The sequence below is a fragment of the Streptomyces sp. NPDC005791 genome (assembly GCF_042871485.1).
Classification (GTDB): domain Bacteria; phylum Actinomycetota; class Actinomycetes; order Streptomycetales; family Streptomycetaceae; genus Streptomyces.
In genome coordinates this window covers 110,189-126,310 of the sequence record NZ_JBIAIP010000009.1, presented here as the reverse complement: position 1 = coordinate 126,310, position 16,122 = coordinate 110,189, and the positions used below count along the sequence as shown (strand labels likewise).

General features: G+C 69.6%; 14 protein-coding genes. 9 read left to right on the top strand and 5 right to left on the bottom strand.

What is annotated here, in order from left to right:
* Positions 1 to 56: 56 nt before the first annotated feature.
* Positions 57 to 1,658 (bottom strand): RDD family protein, encoded by a 1,602-nt coding sequence (locus ACFYSH_RS19080; RefSeq protein WP_388753843.1) that lies wholly within the window; start codon positions 1,656 to 1,658, stop codon positions 57 to 59.
* Between the two features lie 217 nt (positions 1,659 to 1,875).
* On the opposite strand from ACFYSH_RS19080, the gene ACFYSH_RS19075 reads away from it, so the two are divergent.
* Positions 1,876 to 2,352, top strand: a complete 477-nt coding sequence (locus ACFYSH_RS19075; protein WP_359464766.1) for an SsgA family sporulation/cell division regulator — start codon at positions 1,876 to 1,878, stop codon at positions 2,350 to 2,352.
* Between the two features lie 17 nt (positions 2,353 to 2,369).
* Here ACFYSH_RS19075 and ACFYSH_RS19070 read toward each other — a convergent pair whose 3' ends face one another.
* Positions 2,370 to 3,737, bottom strand: a complete 1,368-nt coding sequence (locus tag ACFYSH_RS19070) for an FAD-binding oxidoreductase (RefSeq protein WP_388753839.1) — start codon at positions 3,735 to 3,737, stop codon at positions 2,370 to 2,372.
* 97 nt (positions 3,738 to 3,834) lie between these two features.
* Here ACFYSH_RS19070 and ACFYSH_RS19065 point away from each other — a divergent pair, with 97 nt between their 5' ends.
* Positions 3,835 to 5,439 carry a hypothetical protein gene (locus ACFYSH_RS19065; RefSeq protein WP_388753836.1) on the top strand — a complete coding sequence of 535 codons (1,605 nt, stop codon included), beginning with the start codon at positions 3,835 to 3,837 and terminating at the stop codon, positions 5,437 to 5,439.
* Between the two features lie 55 nt (positions 5,440 to 5,494).
* Here ACFYSH_RS19065 and hppD read toward each other — a convergent pair whose 3' ends face one another.
* Positions 5,495 to 6,640 (bottom strand): 4-hydroxyphenylpyruvate dioxygenase, encoded by a 1,146-nt coding sequence (gene hppD / locus ACFYSH_RS19060; protein WP_388753833.1) that lies wholly within the window; start codon positions 6,638 to 6,640, stop codon positions 5,495 to 5,497.
* A 122-nt stretch (positions 6,641 to 6,762) separates the two neighbouring features.
* On the opposite strand from hppD, the gene ACFYSH_RS19055 reads away from it, so the two are divergent.
* From ACFYSH_RS19055 to ACFYSH_RS19035, 5 genes are read left to right on the top strand one after another with little or no spacing between them, the layout of a single operon-like run.
* Positions 6,763 to 7,236, top strand: a complete 474-nt coding sequence (locus ACFYSH_RS19055; RefSeq protein ID WP_359471321.1) for an Lrp/AsnC family transcriptional regulator — start codon at positions 6,763 to 6,765, stop codon at positions 7,234 to 7,236.
* Positions 7,237 to 7,252: 16 nt separating this feature from the next.
* Complete coding sequence (locus ACFYSH_RS19050; protein WP_359471323.1) at positions 7,253 to 7,900, top strand: ABC transporter permease; 648 nt, start codon at positions 7,253 to 7,255, stop codon at positions 7,898 to 7,900.
* Positions 7,893 to 9,161 (top strand): betaine/proline/choline family ABC transporter ATP-binding protein, encoded by a 1,269-nt coding sequence (locus ACFYSH_RS19045; RefSeq protein ID WP_359471325.1) that lies wholly within the window; start codon positions 7,893 to 7,895, stop codon positions 9,159 to 9,161. Before ACFYSH_RS19050 ends, ACFYSH_RS19045 begins: the two co-directional genes overlap by 8 nt.
* Entirely contained in the window at positions 9,158 to 10,012 is an 855-nt protein-coding gene (locus tag ACFYSH_RS19040; RefSeq protein ID WP_388753828.1) for an ABC transporter permease, read from the top strand. Before ACFYSH_RS19045 ends, ACFYSH_RS19040 begins: the two co-directional genes overlap by 4 nt.
* Entirely contained in the window at positions 10,009 to 10,980 is a 972-nt protein-coding gene (locus ACFYSH_RS19035; RefSeq protein WP_388753825.1) for a glycine betaine ABC transporter substrate-binding protein, read from the top strand. The genes ACFYSH_RS19040 and ACFYSH_RS19035 overlap by 4 nt, the downstream gene beginning before the upstream one ends.
* Positions 10,981 to 11,085: 105 nt before the next feature.
* On the opposite strand, the gene ACFYSH_RS19030 is transcribed toward ACFYSH_RS19035, so the two are convergent.
* On the bottom strand, positions 11,086 to 11,874 hold the full coding sequence (locus ACFYSH_RS19030; RefSeq protein WP_388753822.1) for a S16 family serine protease: 789 nt from the start codon (positions 11,872 to 11,874) through the stop codon (positions 11,086 to 11,088).
* 77 nt (positions 11,875 to 11,951) lie between these two features.
* Positions 11,952 to 12,593, bottom strand: a complete 642-nt coding sequence (locus ACFYSH_RS19025) for a helix-turn-helix domain-containing protein (RefSeq protein WP_329037781.1) — start codon at positions 12,591 to 12,593, stop codon at positions 11,952 to 11,954.
* Positions 12,594 to 13,264: 671 nt separating this feature from the next.
* On the opposite strand from ACFYSH_RS19025, the gene ACFYSH_RS19020 reads away from it, so the two are divergent.
* Both ACFYSH_RS19020 and ACFYSH_RS19015 read left to right on the top strand, forming a co-directional pair.
* Positions 13,265 to 13,714, top strand: coding sequence for a hypothetical protein (locus ACFYSH_RS19020; protein ID WP_359471334.1), 450 nt, complete (start codon positions 13,265 to 13,267; stop codon positions 13,712 to 13,714).
* The gene (locus ACFYSH_RS19015; protein WP_388753819.1) at positions 13,714 to 16,008 is read left to right on the top strand and encodes a hypothetical protein; all 2,295 of its coding nucleotides are present in this window, start codon (positions 13,714 to 13,716) and stop codon (positions 16,006 to 16,008) included. The genes ACFYSH_RS19020 and ACFYSH_RS19015 overlap by 1 nt, the downstream gene beginning before the upstream one ends.
* Positions 16,009 to 16,122: the final 114 nt, after the last annotated feature.

The following is a 16,122-nucleotide window of genomic DNA, read 5'->3' as shown; positions in this document are numbered from 1 at the left end:
TGGCCAGCACGGTAGGGAACTGAACGATCGGGCCCGGAGAACTCCCCGGCGGGCTCTCAGCCCGCGACGAAGGTGCGTGCCGCCTTGTCGTGCCAGCACTGGCGCCACGGGCGGTCGATCAGGCACCAGAGCACGTTGAGCACGCCGACGACGACCAGACCCAGCACCCCGTACACCAGCCAGCGGCGCAGTGCGGCGCCCAGGCTCGGGGCGTCGTGGCTCTCGATGTCCCGCACTTCGAGACCGCACAGCTTCTTGCCCAGCGTGCGGCCCCACTTGGCGGTAGGCACGGCCTCCAGGACGAAGCCGAGGATCAGGAAGGCGGCGATCACCCCGCCGAACAGCCCGGCCGTGGTGCCGTCCAGGAGCCAGACGGTGACGGTCTCACCGGATGTCCTCGCCGCTTCGATCTTCTGGTCGATGTGGTCCATCGCCTGCGTGACCAGCGGGAATCCGATCGCTCCGACGAGCGCGCCGAGGACGACCGTGTCGAGGAGCCGGGCGGCCAGCCGTTTGCCGAGCCCGGCGGGCCTGGCGGATGCCTGGGAGCGGGCGAGCTGCTGGAAGGGGTCGTCCACCGGGGGCTTCCAGGGCACGACGGGCTGTTGCTGCTCCGGCCTGACGCCCTGCTGCTGTGCGGGCATCGAGCTCTGCTGCTGGGGCCGGGGCTGCTGCGGGCGGGCCGTCTGCTCGGGATGGGCGAACTGGTGGACCTGCTGCGGCCAGGCGGGGGAGCCGCCGCCGGGGCCCGGTGCGAGAGGCGTGCTCGGCGCCGGCGGCTGCTGCGCCTGCGGCGGGGTGGGCGACGGCGCGAGGGCCGGCGGCTGCTGCGCCTGCGGCGGGGTGGGCGACGGCGTGAGGGCCCGCGGCTGCGGGGCGCCGCCGGGCGGCACGCTGCGGATCGTCATCGTGCCGTCGGCGGGGGCGGGACCCACCTCGCGCGGACGCGGCGGGCGGGAGGCGGCGCCGGAGCCCACCGCGCGGATCGTGACCGTACCGTCGGTCGGGGGGCGGCCCGCGTCGGTGCCGCGGCCGGGCCGGTCGGCGCGGATGGCGACGGTCCCGTCGGTGACCTCGTCGTTGCCGTCCCGCATGGCGGGCAGGGCGCCGCGCGCCGGGTCCTGTGCGTCGGGCCGCCGGGCATCGTCGGGCGTGTGGCCGGCGGGCGGGCCGTCCGCCGGGGCGGAGGCGGCAGGCGCCGTGGCGGTCGGTGTGCCGGACGGTGCCACGGATCCGGGCGTACGCGGATCCGGGCCGCCCCAGGAGACGCGGTGGTCGCGTTCGCCGCCGAAGCCGGTCTGGCGGGAGGTGTCGGCCTGCCAGGCGGTTGCCGGCCTGGACCGGGCAGGGGTCACGTCCACGTCACCGCCGCCCGCTCCACCGTCCGGGTCGGCCGCCGTGACCGTCCCGACGGCCTCCTCCTCGTCCAGGTACATGGGCCCGGTCTCGTCCACCGGGGCCGGTCGCGGAGGGGCCGCGTCGGCCGCCGGGGCCGGCGGTGCCGTGGGGGTCGTCCCGCCCTGCTGGGGCGCGGGGCGGCTCGTGCCGGGGACCCACGAAGCGCCGTTCCAGTACCGGACGTATCCGGGGATGGACGGGTCGGGGTAGTACCCCTCGCGGGGGCTTTCGTCACCGGGTGCCGGGGTTGGGGCGCTCATCACCGTGGTCCCGTATCTCTTCGAGGCCTCAATACAAGGGTCCACATCTATCAGACCGTCGGCCACCCCCGTGCCTGTCCTGCCGTTTGGACCACTTTCAGGGTCCGGGGAAGTTTTTCTGGGAAGTCGCGTCATAGACGTCCGGGAGGGCGCTCTCTCCTTGTGCGGACCGGTCACGGGACCGGCCCCTACGAGCATCGGAAGGTCGTGCACCCTCATGCAGAACGCAGTGGAACGCGAACTGGAAGTGAAGCTGGTCCTGTCACCCGAGCGGTCCGTCCCCGTACCCGCCCGGCTGTCCTACTTCACCGACGACCCGTACGCCGTGCACATCACCTTCCACATCGGCTCCGAGGCGCCCGTGCACTGGACGTTCGCCCGTGAGCTGCTGGTGGAGGGGGTGTTCCGGCCGTACGGACACGGCGACGTACGGATCTGGCCGGCCAAGGACGGGGACCGGACCGTCATCTGTGCCGCGCTCACCTCGCCCGACGGGAACGCCCTGCTGGAGATGGAGTCGGCCGCCGTGGCCGCCTGGACGGAACGCACCCTCCGGGTGGTGCCGCCGGGGACCGAGAGCACCCTGCTCGGACTGGACGGGGCCCTCGCCGAGCTGCTCACCCCGCTGCCGGCCGACGACCTGTGGCTGAGCGACCCCTGGTCGGCGGACGAGCCTCAGGACGGCGAGGTCTGAACGGTGGTGTGCGGCCGTCAGAACAGCTTGCCGGGGTTGAGCAATCCGAGCGGGTCGAAGGCCGTCTTGATGCCGCGCTGCAACTCGACGCCCACCTCACCCAGTTCGCGGGCGAGCCACTCCTTCTTCAGTACGCCGACGCCGTGCTCGCCGGTGATGGTGCCGCCCAGTTCGAGGCCGAGCGCCATGATCTCGTCGAAGGACTCCCGGGCCTTGCGGGACTCCTCGGCGTCCGTGTGGTCGAAGCAGACGACGGGGTGGGTGTTGCCGTCGCCCGCGTGGGCGCAGACACCGATGGTGAGCCCGAACTTCTCGGCGATCGCGGTGGTCCCCTCGATCATCGCGCCGAGTGCGGAGCGCGGGACGCACACGTCGTCGATCATCGTGGCGGACTTGACGGCCTCCAGGGCGGGGAGGGACAGCCGGCGGGCCTGCAGCAGGAGCTCGGACTCGGCCGCGTCGTCGGCCGGCACGACCTCGGTGGCGCCGGCCGCGGTGCAGAGCTCCCCGACGGCGGCGAGGTCGGCCGCCGGGTCGGGTGTGTCGAACGCGCAGAGCAGCAGCGCCTCGGTGGTCTCGGGGAGACCCATGGACGCCATCATGTTGACGGCGCGGACCGTTGTACGGTCCATCAGTTCGAGGAGTGACGGGGTGTGTCCCCGCTCCATGATCCGGCACACCGCGTCACAGGCGGCGGCCGCGGAGGGGAATTCGGCAGCGAGCACGAGCTGCTGCGGAGGCCGGGGCCGCAGCGCGAGTACGGCCTTGACCACGATGCCGAGGCTGCCTTCCGAACCGACGAAGAGCCGGGTGAGGTCGTATCCGGCGACGCCCTTCGCGGTGCGCCGCCCGGTGTTCAGCAGCCGCCCGTCGGCCAGGACGACCTCCAGGCCCAGGACGTACTCGGCGGTGACGCCGTACTTCACGCAGCACAGCCCGCCGGAGGCGGTGCCGATGTTGCCGCCGATGGTGCACATCTCCCAGCTGGACGGGTCCGGAGGGTAGTACAGCCCGTGTTCGTTGACGGCGCGGGACAGCGTGGCGTTGATGACGCCCGGCTCGACGACGGCGATCCGGTCGACCGGGCTGATCTCCAGGATCCGGTCCATCCGCACGAGGGAGAGCACGATGCAGCCGTCGGAGGCGTTGGCCGCCCCCGACAGGCCCGTCCGCGCGCCCTGGGGGACCACGGGGACCCGCAGGGCGGTGGCGGTCCGCATGACGTGCTGCACCTCCTCGACCGTGCGGGGCAGCACCACCACGGCAGGGGCGCCCGCTTCGCAGAAGCTCGCCATGTCGTGGGCGTACGAGGCGGTGACGTCCGGATCCGTGAGGAGCGCCTCGGCCGGAAGTCCCTCACGCAGTCGTCTCTGGAGATCGTCCATCGTCCCAGCGTGGCACCCAGGGCCAATGGTGTGAACCCGTCTGCGCCAGCGTTCGTCCAACGCGATGCGATCGTCGTACTGACGCAGAGTGATGGCCATGGATGCCAAGCCGCAGCAGAATCCGGAGCCGACCCACTCCACCCTGCCGCCCCAGGGTGTGACGTCCGTTCCCCCGCCTCCCGCGCCGGTGCGCACCACACTGCGCAGGGCGGCGTTCGGCGCGCTCGCCGGCGCTGCACTCGTGACCGGCGCGGTGATCGTCGTACCGGACGACGCGGAAGAGGCCGCGCCTCCCTCGCCGGGGCCCGTGGCGCGGGCCGAGGCCGCGGCGGCTGCCGGTTCCCCCGCCTCCTTGTCCGACCTGACGGCTCTGATCGGCGACCGGCAGAAGTGGGTGGAGACCCACCCCTCGGACGCGTCGTCCTGGGCGGTGCTCGGCACGGCGTACGTGGAGTGGGGGCGGCGGTCGGCGGACGCCGCCTACTACCCCCGGGCCGAGCGGGCCCTCCGGCGTTCGCTGGCCGCCCAGCCGGGTGAGCGCGGGAACGCGGAGGCGTGGGTGGGACTCGGTGCGCTCGCCAACGCCCGGAACGACTTCCTCGCCGCGAAGAAGTGGGGCGAGGCGGTCCGCGCGCGGGAGCCGAAGAACTGGACGGCGTACCCGGTGCTGATCGATGCCTACTACGGCCTCGGCGAGTACGAGGCGGCGGGCAAGGCCACGGAGAAGTTCGGCACCCTGCGCAAGGGAGCCCCCGCCCTGGCCAGGGCCTCCGAGATGTACCGCAACCAGGGCTGGCGCGAGGACGCCCTGGCCACCGCCCGGGAGGCGGCGGACCGCGCCACCGCTCCGGCCGCGAAGGCCGTCGCCCTGCACCGCCTCGGGGACCTCGCCGCGGAGCGCGGGGAGCCCGCCGAGGCCCTCGCGCAGTACGACGCGGCGCTGCGCACCGACCGCACCCATCTCGCGTCCCTCGCGGGGCGGGCCCGCGCCCTGGCGGCCCTGGGCCGCACGGACGAGGCACTGGCGGACTACCGGACGGTGACGGCGAAGCTGCCGCGCCCCGCATACGTACTGGAACTGGGTGAGCTGTTCGCATCACTGGACCTGGACGGCGACGCCCACACCCAGTACACGAAGCTCCGCGAGCTCCTGACGCGGACGAGATCGGCCGGGGTCGACGAGTCGCTGACCGAGGCCCGCTTCGAGGCCGACCACGGCGACCCCGAGGCGGCGGTGGAGCTGATGCGCACCGAGTGGGCGGCGCAGCGCCGCAGTCCGGCGGTGGCGGACACCCTGGCCTGGTCGCTGCACCGGGCGGGCCGGAGCGAGGAAGCCGTGCAGTACGCGGAGCGGGCGGTGGAGAGCGGCGTACGGGACGCCTCGTACGCCTACCACCTGGGCATGATCGAGAGTGCGCTCGGCCAGGACGGGCCGGCCCGCGGTCATCTGGAGGAGGCCCTCCGCACGGATCCGTACTTCTCACCGCTGGCCGCGCCGCTGGCGCGGGAGGCCCTGGGGGCGCTGGGCGATCCGGCGGCGGGCGGGCCGACGGACATGCGGCCGCCGGCTCCGGATCCGTCCGCCGAGCCGGAGCCTTCCCGGGAGCCCTCGCCGGAGCCTGCGAAGAAGCCCCGGCCGGAGCCCTCGCCGTCGGCGGCCCCGGCGCCGCGGGCGAAGCCCGGCGCCTCCGCGACCCCGTGACCCCATGGGAGGGGCCCCGCTCCCGGCCGGGAGCGGGGCCCCTCCCATGCTGTGGCTACAGGTTGCCGCGCTTCTCCTGCTCGCGCTCGATCGCTTCGAACAGGGCCTTGAAGTTGCCCTTGCCGAAGCCCATCGAGCCGTGCCGCTCGATCATCTCGAAGAAGACCGTCGGGCGGTCCTGGACCGGCTTGGTGAAGATCTGCAGCAGGTAGCCGTCCTCGTCCCGGTCGACCAGGATCTTCAGCTCGCGCAGCGTCTCCACGGGCACGCGGGTCTCGCCCGCCCACTCCCCCAGGGTGTCGTAGTACGAGTCCGGGGTGTCCAGGAACTGCACGCCGGCCGCTCGCATCGCCTTCACGGACGCGACGATGTCGTTCGTGGCGAGCGCGATGTGCTGGACGCCCGCGCCGCCGTAGAACTCCAGGTACTCGTCGATCTGCGACTTCTTCTTCGCGATCGCCGGCTCGTTGATGGGGAACTTCACCTTCAGCGTGCCGTCGGCGACGACCTTCGACATCAGGGCGGAGTACTCGGTGGCGATGTCGTCGCCGACGAACTCCTTCATGTTGGTGAAGCCCATGACCGTGTTGTAGAAGGTCACCCACTCGTTCATCCGGCCGAGTTCGACGTTGCCGACGCAGTGGTCGATGGCCTGGAAGGTCCTCCTGGCGGCCGGCTCGACGATCGGGTCCGCGGCCTGGTAGCCCGGGAGGTACGGACCGTCGTAGCCGCCGCGCTCGACCAGCGTGTGGCGGGTCTTCCCGTACGTGGCGATGGCGGCCAGGACGACCGTGCCGTGCTCATCCGTGACCTCGTGCGGCTCGGTGATGCCCCGCGCACCGTGTTCGACGGCGTAGGCGTAGGCCGCGCGGGCGTCGGGGACCTCGATCGCGAGGTCGACCACGCCGTCGCCGTGCGCGTGCACGTGGTCGGCGAGGAAGGTGCCCCATGTGGTGGACGCCTTGATGACGGAGGTGAGGACGAAGCGGGCCGAGCCGTTCGTCAGGACGTAACTCGCGGTCTCGCGGCTGCCGTTCTCCGGTCCGGAGTAGGCGACGAGCTTCATGCCGAAGGCGGTCGAGTAGTAGTGCGCCGCCTGCTTGGCGTTGCCCACCGCGAAGACCACCGCGTCCATTCCCTTGACCGGGAAGGGATCGGCCTGCCGGGCGGTGTCGGGGGTGGTGTGCACAGTCTCAGTCATGCCCGAAGGTTCCCGCCGCTTCGCAAGGTGCGCAACAGTTCGCCGTTCCACTGGTCAATCTGCACAGCCTGCCGCCAGGATGGGCGGGCTGTCCGTACAGGCTGACCAACGGGAGGCGGATCATGGCGATCGATCGACTGGACGGCCGGCTCATCGTGCTGCTGGCCCGTGAGCCCCGTATCGGCGTACTCGAGGCGTCACGGCGTCTCGGGGTGGCGCGCGGGACGGTGCAGGCACGGCTGGACCGGCTTCAGTCCAATGGCGTCATCCGGGGCTTCGGCCCCGACGTGGACCCGGCGGCGCTCGGCTACCCCGTCACCGCGTTCGCCACGCTGGAGATCAAACAGGGCCAAGGCACGGATGTGAGGGCCCACTTGCGTGGCGTGCCCGAGGTGCTGGAACTGCACACCACGACCGGCCACGGGGACATGCTCTGCCGGCTCGTCGCCCGCTCGAACGCCGACCTCCAGCGGGTGATCGACCTGGTCGTCGGCTTTGATGGCATCGTCCGGGCCTCCACGGCGATCGTCATGGAAAACCCGGTACCGCTGCGTATTATCCCGCTGGTTGAGCAGGCTGCAGAGGACACCGACTGAGCCGAGGGAGCATCATGTGAACTTCTGGGAGTATCTGGGCACGAGGCACCAACAGCTGCTGACCGACGCGTTCCAGCACGTCAGCGCCGTCTTCCAGTGCATGGTCATCGCCACCGTCCTCGGCGTCCTGATCGGTGTGGTCAGTTACCGCAGCGGCTGGGGCGGCGCACTGGCGATCACGTCCACCTCGGCGGTCCTCACCATCCCCTCGCTCGCGGCGATCGGTCTGCTGATCCCGCTGGTCGGCCTGGGGGTCCCGCCCACAGTTATCATCCTGACCCTGTACGGGCTGCTGCCCATCGTCCGTAACTGCATCGTCGGGCTGCGCGGCGTCGACCCGTCCCTCGTCGACGCGGCGAAGGGCATCGGGATGTCCCGCACCAGGCGGCTGTTCAAGGTGGAACTGCCACTCGCGTGGCCGCCCATCCTCACGGGCATCCGGGTCGCCACCCAGATGCTGATGGGCATCGCCGCCATCGCCGCGTACGCGTCGGGTCCCGGTCTCGGCAACGAGATCTTCCGCGGGCTCGCCTCACTCGGAAGCGCCAACGCCATCAATCAGGTCCTCGCCGGCACGATCGGCATCGTCATTCTCGCCCTGCTCTTCGACGCCGCGTACGTACTGCTCGGGCGGCTCACCATTCCTAGGGGGATCCGTGCCTGAGACCGCCACCGGGTCGCCGGAGGCGGCCCCGCCCCGGCCCGTCACCTCGGGCGCCACCATCCAGCTGGAGAATCTCAGCAAGTCCTACCCCGGCAGCCCGGCCCCCGCCGTGGACGAGGTGTCCATGGACATCAAGGCCGGTGAGACCGTGATCCTCGTGGGCCCCTCCGGCTGCGGGAAGTCCACGACACTGAAGATGATCAACCGTCTGATCGAGCCGACGTCCGGGCGGATCAGGATCAACGACGAGGACGTCACCGACATGGACCCGGTGAAGCTGCGCCGCAAGATCGGCTACGCCATCCAGTCCTCCGGTCTCTTCCCGCACATGACGGTCGCGGAGAACATCGCCCTCGTGCCGAAGATGACCGGCTGGTCGAAGTCCGGCGTGAAGGACCGGGTCGAGGAGATGCTCGATCTGGTCGGTCTCGACCCCCGGGAGTTCCACGGGCGCTACCCGCGCCAGCTCTCCGGAGGCCAGCAGCAGCGTGTGGGGGTGGCGCGGGCACTGGCCGCGGACCCGCCGGTGCTGCTGATGGACGAGCCGTTCGGGGCGGTCGACCCGATCACCCGTGATCACCTCCAGGACGAGCTGATCCGGCTCCAGCACGAGCTGCACAAGACGATCGTCTTCGTCACCCACGACTTCGACGAGGCGATCAAGCTGGGCGACCGGATCGCGGTGCTGCGGGAGCGGTCGCACATCGCGCAGTTCGACACCCCGGAGGCCATCCTCACCAACCCGACGGACGACTTCGTCTCCGGTTTCGTGGGGGCGGGCGCGGCCCTGAAGCGGCTCAACCTCACCCGCGTACGGGACGTGGGGATCGCCGACTTCCCCACGGTGACCGTCGAGGACCCGCTCCAGTCGATCTTCAACAAGCTGCGCGACGGCCGGCACAACGAGCTGCTGATGCTGGACCGCCGCAACCGTCCGTACAAGTGGCTGCGGCGTGGCGACCTGATGCGGGCCAAGGGGTCGCTCGCCAGGGCCGGGCAGCTGGTGCACGACACGGTGACCCGTGACGCGACGCTGCACGACGCGCTCGAGGCGGTACTGACCGACAGCGGCGGGCGGGTCGCGGTGACCGGGCGCCGAGGTGAGTTCATCGGCGTCGTCGACATGCACACCCTGATGAACTCCGTTCAGGAACTCCTGGAGGCCGACCGGCTCACCGCGATGGAGCACGAGCACGACCTGGAGGAGCTGCGTGCGCATCGGACGGAGCAGGAGCTGGAGGGCGGTGGCAGCGGGCTATGACCCCCAGTCATTACGCACCCCCCAAGGGGGAGCGGCCCCCCGGAGAGCACGAGGTGGGGGGCCACACCTTCCGTGACGAGGAGGCCGAGCCCTCTCCGCCGCCGTCCGGCCCGCGACGCCGGATCACCTGGAAGAAGCTGGTCCTGGTCCCGGCGGTCTGCGCGGTCGTCCTCGTGGCGACCTATCTGTGGATCTCCAACGTCGACCTCGACTCGATCGCGCAGAACTCGCTGGCCGGCGACAACGTCGAAGTCCGCTGGTGGCAACACGTCAGGCTGACCGCCATCTCCACCTTCTGGGTGTTGATCATCGCCATCCCGCTCGGTATCGCGCTGACCCGCCGCCGCCTGAAGAAGGCCGCCCCCTGGGTCACGGCCCTCGCCAACATCGGGCAGGCGACGCCCGCGATCGGGCTGCTGGCCCTGCTGGTGATCTGGCTGGGCATCGGCCCCTCCACGGCGATCATCGGCATGGTGATCTACGCGGTCCTGCCGGTGCTCTCCAACACGGTGGCGGGACTGAACGCGATCGAACCGACCCTCGTGGAGGCCTCTCGAGGCATCGGGATGTCGGCGACGGGCACGCTCACCAAGGTCGAACTGCCGCTCGCCGTCCCGCTGATCCTCGCGGGCGTACGCACGGCGCTCGTCCTCAACGTGGGCACGGCGACCCTGGCCACCTTCGGCGGCGGTGGCGGGCTGGGCGACCTGATCACCTCGGGGATCCAGACGCAGCGCATGCCCGTGCTGGTGCTCGGATCCGTCCTGACGGTGGTGCTGGCGCTGCTGGTGGACTGGCTGGCCTCGCTGGTCGAACTGTGGCTGACGCCGCGCGGACTGGAGGAAGCATGAGGACACGTACCGGCCTGGCATCGGCGGCCGCGCTCGCCCTCCTGCTCACGGGGTGCGGGCTGAAGAGCGGGTCGCCGCTGGTGGACGAGGTGGAACCGGGATCGGTCGGGCAGGGGCAGCCGCTCAAGGGCGCGTCCCTGACGGTGACCTCGAAGAACTTCAGCGAGAACATCATCCTCGGGCATGTGATGGGCCTGGTCTTCAAGGCGGCGGGCGCCGAGGTCCTGGACCGCACGAACCTGCCGGGGTCGATCAGCGCGCGCGAGGCGGTCGCCCAGGGCGAGGCCGACGCGCTGTACGACTACACGGGTACGGCGTGGATCACCTACCTGGGGCACGCCGAGCCGATCGTCGACCCGCAGAAGCAGTGGAAGGCGGTCCGCGACGAGGACCTGGGCCACGGGGTGACCTGGCTGCCGCCGGCCACCCTCGACAACACGTACGCCCTGGCCATCAGCAAGAAGAACAACGCCACGTACAAGCTGAAGACGCTCTCGGACGTGGCCGCGCTGGCGAAGAAGGACCCGGAGGCCGTGACGATCTGCGTGGAGAACGAGTTCGCCTCCCGTGACGACGGGCTGCCGGGCATGCAGAAGAAGTACGGGATGAAGCTGCCCGCCTCGAACATCCAGAAGATGGACGCCGGGATCATCTACACCCAGGTGTCGAAGTCCGACTCCTGCCTGCTGGGCGAGGTGTACACCACCGACGGCCGGATCAAGGCGATGAACCTGGACGTCATGGAGGACGACAGGCAGTTCTTCCCCAACTACAACGCCGCACCGGCCATCCACACGGAGACCCTCGACAAGTACCCCGAGATCGCCGACCTGCTGGCGCCGGTCACCAAGAAGCTGACGACCCAGCTCGCGCAGGAGCTGAACTCCAAGGTGGACGTGGACGGTCAGGACCCGCACGAAGTGGCGAAGGACTGGCTGGTGAAGGAAGGATTCATCAGGGAGGGCTGAGCGGCGGGCGGGCCGGACTCCGGTCGAGCTGGGTCTGCGGCCTGGCCCGGCCCGTGCCGCACGGCCGGCCTGACGGTGGACGAGAGACCGGCGCGGAACCGCAGGTCAGCAGCTCGGGACCTTGCCTCCCTGATCCAGAGCCCGCAGCGAGGACACCGCGCCCTTCAGTGTCGTGATGGGGATCAGCCGCAGGCCGTCGGGCCGCTCGGCCTTCGCCTGCTTGCACTCGGCCTTCGGCACCAGGAAGACGGTCGCGCCGTCGCGCCGGGCGGCCTGCGTCTTCAGGGAGACCCCGCCGACCGCGCCGACCGTGCCGTCCGCCTCGATCGTCCCCGTGCCGGCGACGGTGCGCCCGCCGGTCAGATCGCCGCCGGAGCCGTCGCCGGCCAGCTTGTCGATGATGCCGAGCGAGAAGAACAGGCCCGCGCTGGGTCCGCCGACATCGGCGAGGTTCAAGGAGATGTCCACCGAACCGGGCTTCCTGTCCAGGTAGTTCAGGGCCGCGTCGACGGCGACGTTCTGCGACTCCTTCATGTCCTGGAGGTTGTGCTGCTCGATCTCCTTCTCGGAGTCGCCGGTCGGATAGACCGAGTCGCGCGGCATGACCGCCCGGTCCGCCCTGAACCAGCTGTCCACCACGTCGCCGATCCCGATGTCTGCCGTCGGTGACGTGGCGAGGATCGTCGTCATCATCAGCTTGCCGTCGGTCGTACGGGTCGGCGCACCCTTGATCGTGATGACCGGCTTCCCCTTGTCGTCCCCCAGGACGTCGGCGGTACTGCCGGGCTGCGCCACGGTGAACGGCAGCGGGGCGAAGGCCGCCGTACCGAACAGTGCGAGGACGGGCAGCGCGCAGATGGCGAGCGTGCGGGGGCGGGAGAGACGAATGGCCACCCGTCCAATCTATCCGCCGCCCGCCTCCGGCTCCGACCGCCCCGGCGTGACCGGGACCGGGCGGAGCCGCGCTTGTCCTAACGCAGCGCGTCGGCTACCTCACGGGCCGCGTCGAGGACCCTTGGCCCGACGCGTTCCGGCACGGCGTCGGCGAGCATCACCACGCCCACGCTGCCCTCCACCCCCGAGACCCCGACCAGCGGTGCCGCCGCCCCGCAGGCCCCGGCTTCGAGCTCGCCCTGGGTGAGGGTGTAGCCCGGGTGGTCGGCCGTCTTCTGCCGGGCGGTGAGGATGGCCCGGCCCGCGGCGCCCCTGTCCAGGGAGTGACGGAAGCCGGCCCGGTAGGCCACGTGGTAGTCGGTCCAGGTCGGCTCGACGACGGCTACCGCGAGCGCGTCCGCCCCGTCGACGAGCGTGAGGTGGGCGGTGGCTCCTATGTCCTCGGCCAGCGAACGCAACGCGGGTAGTGCCGCCTCCCTGACGAGGGGGTGCACCTGCCGGCCCAGGCGCAGCACGCCCAGACCCACTCGGGCCCGGCCGCCGAGGTCACGCCGGACGAGCGCGTGCTGTTCCAGGGTGGCGAGCAGTCGGTAGACCACGGTGCGGTTGACGCCGAGTTTGTTCGACAACTCGGTGACGGTCAGGCCGTGATCGGTATCGGCGAGCAGTTTGAGGACACGCAGTCCCCGGTCGAGCGTCTGAGAAGTCTCCGCGGTCACGACGCCCTCTCCCTCGTGGTGAGCGGGGCGGTTGTCTCTCCGGGTGCCGACGCCGGTCCCACGGCGACGCACCGAGACGCCGCCGACTGGCCATGGCACCGGCTGCGCTCCGCGGCCACATTGCCACGGGGCGTTCATATTTCGGGGACATTAGCGAGCGAGTCCGCTCAGCGGAAGACCTCGTCCAGAATCCGGTCTCCCTCCGGAACGACCCGGCATAACCGCCGGTCAGCGAGGAAGCGTCCGGAACGCGGACATCTACGCGCGTTCAAGTCGGGTGACGTCAACGCAACGCTGTGTACATGACGCGTGAACGATTGTTAACACACCGTGAAAAAAGTGCGCCAAAAATTTTCGGACCCGGCGCCCACCACCCTCCCGCACGCCCCTCCCGGACCGAGGGTGCGCTCCGCGCCACCGTCTAGGGCAAACGTGCGGGCCGGGTGCCGCCCCTCACACGGCCCGAGGGGAGGGGTGTCAGGACTTCTCACGCCCAAACCTCACCCCGCATGACGTTACGAAATTCTCCACACATGGATCACAATTGATCATTTCAATTCATGGTCAACTCTTAAGGTAACTGCCGGACCCGATTGGTAGATTGATTCCCGTATACCCATCACAAGAGGGGCATACGGGAATTATCTGCACTACGGGGAGGGAAACCGCCAATGGCGTGGGACGAATGGGAGCAGCTGAAATCCGAGGCCGCGGAGAAGCACTCCGCCCGGATGCAGTTGAACCAGGTACCGCCCGAGGCCGGTGGAGGGCCGCCGCCCCAAGGTGACCTGAAGGTCAACCAGCAGGATCTGGCCGCGATCGGCAACTCCGCGTACAGGCTGTACGGCGACCTGGAAAAGGCCGGTGACCATGCCCGCGCCTCCACCCAGAAGGCCGCCGGAACCCTGAAGACGGAGACGTTCGCCCTGGGCGGGGCCCTCGATCATGTGGCCTCGCGCTGGATCGACCAGGTCCGCTCCCTGCTGGACGCCTGCGCCCACATCTCGAACCACCTCGACTACACCAAGGGCGCCCACGCCGGCGACGAGGCCTACATCGGCACGGTCATCAGCAACATCGACACCCTCGACAAGGGCTTCGACGAAAGGGCAGGCAGCTGATGGATCTCGACTCCCTGCGCTTCGCGAACTTCTCCGACCTGGACGCGGCGATCACCGACTGGGGGCAGATGGTCGCAAAGCTCAAGATTCTCCAGGACGACGCGAAAGACGATCTGAAAGCCAAGTCCGACAAGGCGAACTGGGCCGGCGACAACGCCACCGTCACCCGTTCATTCGTGGACAAGACCGCCGGCGAGTTCGCCGATGCCCACACACAAGCCGAAACGATCAAGAGGATCATCACCGACACCCGCGGTGAGCTGGACGGCTACCGCACGCAGCTGGTCGCGGCCATCGACCGAGGGCTGAAGAAGAACCTCACCGTGCGGGACACGGGTGAGGGTGCCTTCACCGTCACCATGAACATCCACCCCGACCGCGCGGCAAAGGGCGCCACGGTGCCCGAACACACCCAGGCGGACGTCGATACGTTCCGGGACGAGATCCAGAACATTCTGAAGAACGCCACGGAGAGCGACACCTCGGCGGCCAAGGTGCTCACGCTCCTGGTGGACCAGGCCGAGCACGGCTTCTCCGATGCCAGCTACAAGGACCGTGACTCCGCGGCCAAGGCCGTGGCGGAGGCGGAGAAGGTCGCCAAGATCCTCGAGAAGGACCCCCACGACGTCACGCTGACGGAGCTCAACACCCTCAACACCACGCTGGCCACCTACAAGAACGACCCACTGTTCGCCGAGCGGTTCGCCACCCAGGTGGAGCCGAAGAAGGTGCTCGAGTTCTACGCCGGAGTCGCCGACCCGTACCAGGGCATGGGGCGGGACCCGAAGTTCCTGGAACAGGCGAAGCAGCTCCAGAAGAACCTCGGCATCACGCTGGGCACGGCCACGCTCTCCGACAGCGACAAGATGCAGGGCTGGGAAGCGAAGATGGTGAAGCTGGGCCCGGACCGGCTCGGCATCGACGACGCCAACGACCCCACGGGCTTCGGGGTCATGAGCAACCTCATGCGGTTCGGCGACTACGACGACCAGTTCCTCAACTCCTACGGCGACAAGCTCATCGCCTACGACAAGGAACGCAACGTCGAGGACATGAGCCCCTGGGTCAACAACTGGAACCAGGGCGACCTCAACTTCTGGGACAAGAACGACCGGGGCCGCGATCCGATGACGGGCTTCATGGAAGCCCTGGGCCACAACCCCGATGCTTCCACCCAGTTCTTCGCCCAGCCGGAGGGCGCAGGGGAAACGGTCGACAAGGCCGGCGAGGTCAACGAGCACCTCAAGTACCTGACGCAGGACCGCATCTGGCTCGCGGACCCGACGCTCGACGGCGACGACAAGTTCAACGCCGGCAAGGACGCGCTGGGTCACGCGCTGGAGTCGGCCACCACCGGCTACGCGTACGACTCCGACCCGATGACCGGCAAGGACCCCCTGCACCCCGGCAGCGGGGACCACCGCACGGCGGCGACGGCAGGGGTCATGGAACAGGTGGCATACCTCTACGGGAGCGAGAAGGGCCCCGAGATGCTGCACAAGCAGTCGGAGCTCGCGGACAGCCTGGGCAAGATGGGCGCGGCGTACATCGACGACATCGACTACAGCCTGTCGGGTATCGGGAATCACGCGAAGGACGATGTCGCCTTCTCTGCCAAATACGACGGGCGGGCGAATTTTGGCAACACGGGTGCCATCAACTTCCTGAGCGTGCTCGGACAGAACGAGACCTCCCACGGGGTGGTCTCAGCCGCGCAGCACCTCTACACCCTCAGCGCGTTGGACGCGTTCCCGGCCACCAGCGAGGGGAACATCGACAACGCTCGCGACGCGTTGACAACAGGCGCCGAGGCGCGAGGCATTCTGGACCACTCCCGCGTGCAGCAGGCCGAGACCGATTTCGAGAAGGACTCCGAAGAGGCCAACGAGTCACTGGCCCGCTCCGGCGACTGGATCAATCTGGGTGCAGAGGTGATCGTGGGAGGCGGCATCGCGGCCATCCCTATTCCCGGCAGCACTGCGGCGGCCGTGGTCGTCGCACCGCTGGTTGTGGAAACGGCGGGCGAGGCCCTCAACACGTTCATCGGCCACCAGGTCGACAAGGGCATCGCCGACGCGGAGGAAGACCCCACGGAACAAGCTCAGCTGACCAGCGAAAAATTCTACAGTGCGGGATTCGACCAGCTCGGTCGCGCCTACACCACCTACGCCAACGAGAATCCCGAGCTCGGTGACACCGGTGATCAGGGCAACTGGACAGAGGCCATCAAGAACAGTTACGACCTGGGCTCAGGTCAGAACGACTACCGCGGGCGTGCCCCGCACGAGGATTGATCGGCATGCGACGAGCAGTCACCCGGAACGAAGCGCATGTATGGACAACGGTGCGCTGGGCCGTCTGCGCGGTGCTTGTGGTGGGCGCGGCCACCGCATGCTCCGACAGCAATG